At 29.9% G+C, this 5,693-nt stretch carries 6 protein-coding genes; 4 read left to right on the top strand and 2 right to left on the bottom strand.

Annotated elements, in window-relative coordinates; all coding sequences use genetic code 11:
• Positions 1–300: 300 nt before the first annotated feature.
• The 4 genes from thrS to rplT all read left to right on the top strand — a co-directional run bounded on the left by thrS (position 301) and on the right by rplT (position 3,495).
• The gene (thrS, locus tag QM495_RS04015) at positions 301–2,241 is read left to right on the top strand and encodes a threonine--tRNA ligase (RefSeq protein WP_408670821.1); all 1,941 of its coding nucleotides are present in this window, start codon (positions 301–303) and stop codon (positions 2,239–2,241) included.
• A gap of 67 nt (positions 2,242–2,308) precedes the next feature.
• The gene (infC, locus tag QM495_RS04010; RefSeq protein WP_408670822.1) at positions 2,309–2,824 is read left to right on the top strand and encodes a translation initiation factor IF-3; all 516 of its coding nucleotides are present in this window, start codon (positions 2,309–2,311) and stop codon (positions 2,822–2,824) included.
• 33 nt (positions 2,825–2,857) lie between these two features.
• Positions 2,858–3,055, top strand: coding sequence for a 50S ribosomal protein L35 (gene rpmI, locus QM495_RS04005; protein ID WP_408670820.1), 198 nt, complete (start codon positions 2,858–2,860; stop codon positions 3,053–3,055).
• A gap of 95 nt (positions 3,056–3,150) precedes the next feature.
• Positions 3,151–3,495 (top strand): 50S ribosomal protein L20, encoded by a 345-nt coding sequence (rplT, locus tag QM495_RS04000; protein ID WP_408670819.1) that lies wholly within the window; start codon positions 3,151–3,153, stop codon positions 3,493–3,495.
• A gap of 77 nt (positions 3,496–3,572) precedes the next feature.
• Here rplT and QM495_RS03995 read toward each other — a convergent pair whose 3' ends face one another.
• A complete protein-coding gene (locus QM495_RS03995) occupies positions 3,573–5,207 on the bottom strand; it encodes an ABC-F family ATP-binding cassette domain-containing protein (RefSeq protein WP_408670818.1) in 1,635 nt (544 codons plus the stop codon).
• 165 nt (positions 5,208–5,372) lie between these two features.
• Positions 5,373–5,693: peptide chain release factor-like protein (locus QM495_RS03990; RefSeq protein ID WP_408670817.1), on the bottom strand; the 321-nt coding region annotated here is incomplete at its 5' end.

Below are 5,693 nucleotides of genomic sequence, written 5' to 3'. Positions count from 1 at the left end.
CGTTTGCGGTTGCAAATCTAATATCTTTTTTATTCCCTACAACACTTATTTAATATTCTTTTTACACTTTCTTTTAACCTGATTTTACATCCCTGAATACCCGATATTTAACAATCAAAATAAAATGGTGAAGTAGATGAATTCTTAATTTTAATAATTCTAAAATACCTTCATAAAAAACAACATGTAATAAGGTATAAGTAAATTTTAATATCCTTCAGATTAATAATAATTTTGATTGCAAAAAGATATTGCTAAAATGATAGTTTTCCAATACCTTTGCAACTTTAATAAAATTATATGATTCAAATAACGCTACCAGACGGCACAATTAAAGATTTTCAAAAAGGAAGCACTCCTATGGATGTTGCTAAAAATATAAGTGAAGGTTTTGCTAGGAATGTAATTTCGGCAAAATTTAATAAGGAAACAGTAGAAACCTCAACCCCGCTTAATGAAAATGGGAGCTTAGTATTATTTACTTTTAATGATATTGAAGGTAAAAAGACTTTTTGGCATTCTTCTGCACACATATTAGCGCAAGCTATTACTTCATTTTATCCAAATGTGAAGCTAACTATTGGGCCTGCAATTGAAAATGGGTATTATTATGATGTAGATTTAGGTGACAATGTTATTTCTGACAAAGATTTTAAAGATATTGAACAAAAAATGATTGAGTTAGCTCGTGGAAAACATGAGTTTAAAATGCGTGAAGTTTCAAAAGAAGATGCTTTAAATTTCTATAAAAGTCAGAATAATCAATATAAAGTTGAATTGATTGAAAATTTAACTGATGGAGAAATTACTTTTTGTGATCATTCTGATTTTACAGATTTATGTCGTGGTGGACATATTCCAAATACTGGAATAATAAAAGCTGTAAAAATAATGAGTGTTGCTGGAGCTTATTGGCGTGGTGATGAAAAAAACAATCAATTAACTCGTATCTATGGCATCTCTTTTCCAAAGCAAAAAATGCTTACTGAGTATTTAGAGTTATTAGAAGAAGCTAAAAAAAGAGACCATAGAAAACTAGGAAAAGAATTAGAATTATTCACATTTTCAGCAAAAGTTGGCCAAGGATTACCTCTTTGGCTTCCTAAAGGAGCAGCATTACGTGAACGTTTAGAAAACTTTCTAAAAAAAGCGCAAAAGAAAGCTGGTTATGAAATGGTGATAACACCTCATATTGGACAAAAAGAATTATATGTCACTTCTGGACATTATGCTAAATATGGAAAAGATAGTTTCCAGCCAATTCATACACCAAAAGAAGGTGAAGAATTTTTATTAAAACCTATGAACTGTCCGCATCACTGTGAAATATACAACCATAAACCTTATTCATATAAAGAATTACCAAAACGTTTTGCTGAATTTGGAACGGTTTATAGATATGAACAAAGTGGAGAATTACACGGTTTAACGCGTGTTAGAGGTTTTACGCAAGACGATGCCCATATTTTTTGTACTCCAGATCAATTAAATGAAGAGTTTAAGGCTGTTATTGATTTGGTACTATACGTATTCAAATCACTAAGTTTTGAAAATTTTACAACCCAAGTTTCTTTAAGAGATAAAGAAAAAAGTGATAAGTATATAGGTAGTGATGAAAATTGGAAAAAAGCTGAAGATGCAATTTTAAACGCAGTAAAAGAAAAAGGATTAAACTATGTTATTGAATATGGTGAAGCAGCTTTTTATGGTCCAAAACTAGATTTTATGGTAAAGGATGCTTTAGGTAGAAGTTGGCAATTAGGAACTATTCAAGTAGATTATAATTTACCTGAACGATTTGATTTAACTTATAAAGGAGCAGATAATAAATTACATAGGCCTGTGATGATTCATAGAGCTCCATTTGGTTCTATGGAACGTTTTATTGCGGTATTATTGGAACATACAGCTGGTAAATTTCCACTTTGGCTCACTCCTGAGCAGGTTATAATACTACCTATTAGTGATAAATATCAAAAATATGCAGAAAATGTTTTACATTTGCTAGAAAATTCCGAAATTCGCGCCCTTGTAGACAGCAGAAGTGAGAAGACCGGTAGAAAGATTAGAGATGCCGAGTTAAATAAAACACCATTTATGCTAATTGTAGGTGAACAGGAAGAAGAAAATGGCACAGTTTCTGTAAGAAAACAAGGAGAAGGTGATATGGGTACATTAACAATTAATGAATTTACATCATTTATAAATAAAGAAATAAACAGTACATTAGAGCAATTTTAAGTTTAATTTAAATTTCAAAGTCATAGCAATTAAAAGAAGATCAGGTGGTAGAAGACCTTGGAGAGTAATCAAAGAAGATCAACATAGAATTAATGAGCACATTAAATTTGTTGACGAAGTACGTTTAGTAGGTGATAACGTAGAAGTTGGTGTATATTCAATTTCTAAAGCAAAATCATTAGCTAGAGAACAAGAACTGGATTTGGTTGAGATATCTCCCAAAGCAAATCCGCCTGTTTGTAAAATAATTGATTATAAGAAATTTTTATACGAGCAAAAAAAGCGGGAAAAAGCACAAAAATCTAAAGCTACAAAGGTAATAGTTAAAGAAATTAGATTTGGTCCTAATACAGATGAACACGATTTTGAATTTAAAAAGAAACACGCAATTAAATTTTTGCAAGATGGTGCAAAATTAAAAGCATTTGTATTTTTTAAAGGAAGATCAATTATTTATAAGGATCAAGGACATATATTACTTTTAAGGCTGGCAACAGAACTTGAAGAATATGGTAAAGTGGAGCAAATGCCTAAGTTAGAAGGGAAACGTATGATTATGTACTTAGCCCCAAAAAAGAAATAAGATAATAAGCAAGATAAAAAAAGTAGAAGAAAGATGCCTAAAATGAAAACCAAATCTAGTGCTAAGAAGCGTTTTAAGCTTACTGGTTCTGGAAAAATTAAAAGAAAGCATGCTTTTAAAAGTCATATTTTGACTAAAAAAAGCAAAAAACGTAAATTAAAGTTAACTCATGATGGTTTAGTACATAAATCAGATAGAGCTAACATTTTACAACAGTTAACTTTAAAATAATAAAGTTACAGGGAATTTAATTATTAACCTTGGAGTAGTGCCAATACAAGTGTAAAGTAATTTTTACCGCCTACTACAAAAAACAAATTGAAATTATGCCAAGATCAGTAAATTCAGTTGCTTCAAGAGCTAGAAGAAAAAAGATATTGAAGCAAACAAAAGGTTACTTTGGACGTAGAAAAAACGTTTATACAGTAGCAAAAAATGCGGTTGAAAAAGGAATGGTTTATTCTTATAGAGACCGTAAAAACAAAAAAAGAACATTCCGTGGATTATGGATTCAACGTATTAACGCTGGAGCTCGTCAGTATGGAATGTCTTACTCACAGTTTATGGGAAAAGTTAAAGCTAATAATATTGAATTGAACCGTAAGGTTCTTGCAGATTTAGCTATGAACAACCCAGAAGCTTTTAAGGCTGTCGTAGATCAAGTAAAATAGATTTTAATTTCTTGCTTATATATAAAAAACCCAATCAATTGATTGGGTTTTTTTATACCTTAAAACTAAATTGGTTTTTATTGTTTTTCAATTTCACTTAAACTTTCCATTTTTTTAAGTTCCATAAAACCTGTAATGTCTTCAAAATGCTCTTTTACACGTTTATTACCAAACTCAAAAACCTTTTCAGCTAAACCATCTAAGAAATCTCTATCATGTGAAACTAAAATTAAGGTTCCTTCAAAATCTTTTAACGCATCTTTAATTATATCTTTAGTTTTCATATCTAGATGATTTGTAGGCTCATCTAAAATTAATAAATTCACTGGCTCTAATAATAATTTTATCATAGCTAATCGTGTTTTTTCACCTCCCGATAATACTTTTACCCTTTTAGTTGTATCATCTCCACTAAACATAAAAGCTCCTAGCATTGCTTTAATTTTAGTTCGAATATCTCCAACAGCAATTTGGTCTATCGTTTCAAAAACTGTTAAACTTTCATCTAATAATGACGCTTGATTTTGAGCAAAATATCCAATTTTGACATTATGAGAAATTTCCATAGTTCCTTGAAAATCAATTTCTCCCATAATTGCTTTAATCATTGTTGATTTACCTTCTCCGTTTTTCCCTACAAAAGCAACCTTTTCGCCTCTTTCAATAACTAAATTAGCATTTCTAAAAACAATATGTTCGTCATAAATTTTAGATAAGTCACTAATAACAACAGGATATTGACCACTTCTTGGAGAAGAAGGAAATTTTAAACGCAGTGCTGAATTATCTATTTCATCTACTTCAATAAGTTGTAATTTCTCCAACATTTTTACACGGGATTGCACTTGATTTGTTTTTGAGTAGGTTCCTTTAAATCGCTCAATAAATTCTGTATTTTCAGCAATCATTTTTTGTTGTTCTTTATATGCTTTTTGCTGGTGTAATCTTCTATCTTTCCTTAATTCTAAATAATGAGAGTATGTAGCTTTATAATCGTAAATTCTCCCCATAGTAACTTCAATTGTTCTATTAGTTATATTATCTACAAACGTTCTATCATGAGATATAACAATTACAGCATTTGCAGAATTTAACAGAAAATTTTCCAACCATTGTACACTTTCAATATCTATATGATTTGTTGGCTCATCCAACAAAATTAAATCGGGTTTTTGTAATAATATTTTAGCTAATTCTACTCTCATACGCCAACCTCCAGAAAATTCTGAAGTTAAACGTGTAAAATCTTTACGCACAAAACCTAGCCCTTTTAATACTATTTCAACTTCGGCTTCATAGTTTATTTCTTCCATTGAATAAAATGCCTCACTTAATTCTGAAACACGTTCAATTAATTTCATATACTCATCACTTTCATAATCTGTACGAACCGTAAGAGCTTCATTAATTGCATCAATTTTAGCTTTCATTTTAATAACTTCGTCAAAAGCCTTTGAAGTTTCTTCAAAAACTGATGTATTATCTTTAGCTAATAAATGTTGTGGCAAATAGGCTATTTTTGCTTCTTTAGGTACTGAAACATTCCCCGAAGAAGGTTTTTTAACACCTGCAATTATTTTTAATAGTGTAGATTTTCCTGCGCCATTTTTACCCATTAAGGCAATTTTATCATTTTCATTAATTGCAAATGAGACATTGTCAAACAATGTTGTTCCTCCAAATTGCACCGAAATATCATTAATTGTAATCATGTACGTAAATCCTATTAAGAGTACTATTATTTTTTTATTGCATCCATTTTAAAATCCGCAAATATATGCTGTTAGTTTTATTATTAAACTATAAAATTTGACTTTAAAACATAAAAAAGCAAGAGCCTACTGCTCTTGCTTTTTATATTCAGTGATAATTATTTATTATAATACCTCTCCTAATTCTTTTAGTTTTTCAGTATTTTCAGCCAATTTTAATTCTTCTACAATTTTATGAATATCACCATTAATTACATTTGATAAATTGTATAAGGTTAAACCAATTCTATGCTCAGTAACACGACCTTGAGGATAATTATAGGTTCTAATTTTTGCAGAACGATCTCCACTAGCAACTAGCGAATTTCTTTTAGCTGAATCTGCAGCTAATTTTTTTTCTAATTCTTGTTCGTATAAACGAGAACGCAATACTTTCATTGCTTTTTCCTTGTTTTTATGTTGAGATTTTTGATCTTGACATTGAGC

The sequence above is a fragment of the Lutibacter sp. genome (assembly GCF_046055765.1).
GTDB lineage: Bacteria > Bacteroidota > Bacteroidia > Flavobacteriales > Flavobacteriaceae > Lutibacter.
This window is presented reverse-complemented; position numbering and strand designations above follow the sequence as displayed.

What these genes read in the sequence shown, in the direction of transcription:
- rplT (WP_408670819.1), top strand. Translation starts at nt 3,151, where the DNA reads ATGCCAAGATCAGTAAATTCAGTTGCTTCAAGAGCTAGAAGAAAAAAG.
- rpmI (WP_408670820.1), top strand. Translation starts at nt 2,858, where the DNA reads ATGCCTAAAATGAAAACCAAATCTAGTGCTAAGAAGCGTTTTAAGCTT.
- thrS (WP_408670821.1), top strand. Translation starts at nt 301, where the DNA reads ATGATTCAAATAACGCTACCAGACGGCACAATTAAAGATTTTCAAAAA.
- QM495_RS03995 (WP_408670818.1), bottom strand. Translation starts at nt 5,207, where the DNA reads ATGATTACAATTAATGATATTTCGGTGCAATTTGGAGGAACAACATTG.